Origin of the sequence: Aequitasia blattaphilus (assembly GCF_024721305.1) — a bacterium.
In the GTDB taxonomy this organism is placed as follows: Bacteria; Bacillota; Clostridia; order Lachnospirales; family Lachnospiraceae; genus Aequitasia; species Aequitasia blattaphila.
This window is the reverse complement of sequence record NZ_JAMXOD010000061.1, coordinates 1-1162: the sequence shown is the minus strand read 5'-3', so window position 1 is coordinate 1162 and position 1162 is coordinate 1. Positions and strand designations below refer to the sequence as shown.

Sequence of the window (1162 nt, the reverse complement as noted above, 5' to 3'; positions counted from 1 at the left end):
GGATCTTTTCTTTTGGATGCTGCCTTTTTCCATTGAGGTGTTTCATCTTCCGGACCGATATCCTTTAAACTTCCTACTTTATCTACTCGGTGTACCGGATAATCGAACCACAAGTTTACTGGTTCGAACTTCGGGAACTCACGAAGAGTACCCTCAATGCGCCACGCTGATTTCATCTTATTTTTTTGAACAGCTACTTCCATTCTCTTTGTTAGTTCTTGATAATCTGGTCGTGTTAGCTTCTTTTTACAGTAATCATTCATTTGAAGCTGTGAACACATTGCATCCTGAGACACATCATCTTCCCAATCCTCAAATCGTTCGTTCAAGAAGGAAAAGCAAGCATCACAGACAGCTTTGTTTTCTTCTTGCTTTAAGAGTTCTTCTGTGACTTGTAACTCGATTAAATCCAGGATTGCATCCGGATCCCGGGCAAATACTCCGGAGCCTGATGCACGGTCCATGGCTTTTTTACTCCCCTGGCTTCCTTTACTATGGTGATGACAATAAATAACCGCAGCACCAAGCTCTGTACATACTTTATCAAACTGATTACAAAAGGCAGCCATCTGATCAGCACTGTTCTCATCACCGGTAATAACCTTGTAGATCGGGTCAATGATGATTGCTGCATAGTTCTTCTTTAATGCTCTCCGGATTAACTTTGGTGCCAACTTATCCATAGGGGCTGATTTTCCCCTCAGATTCCATATATCAATGTTAGAGAGATTATCCGGTGCCCATCCAAGAGTTTTATAAACATCTTTGAATCGATGCAGGCAAGAGGCTCTGTCGAGCTCCAGGTTTACATACATCACTTTTCCCTTGGCACATTTCCATCCATGCCAAGTACGTCCTTCTGCAATGCCTATTGTTAACTCTATTAAAGAAAATGACTTTCCTGCTTTAGATGGACCAGCAATCAGCATCTTATGCCCTTGTCGCAGGACACCATGGATTAAGGGATCTGCTAATTCCGGCAAATCATCCCACACACCTTTCAGGCTTTCTGGTTCTGGAAGATCATCATTGACACTTTCAATCCATTCATACCATTCATTCCAATCCTTTTTTCCGATATTGATATCTACAATGAATTGTTTTTTCCCATTCCGGATAACACCTGGCATCCTGGATAACCGAGATGGATTACGGTTCTGAC

Annotated in this window: 1 protein-coding gene; it reads right to left on the bottom strand. The window is 42.1% G+C overall.

What is annotated here, in order from left to right; translation table 11 throughout:
• The coding region (locus NHH15_RS15430; RefSeq protein ID WP_262067538.1) for an AAA family ATPase at positions 1-1162 on the bottom strand (1162 nt) is incomplete at both ends.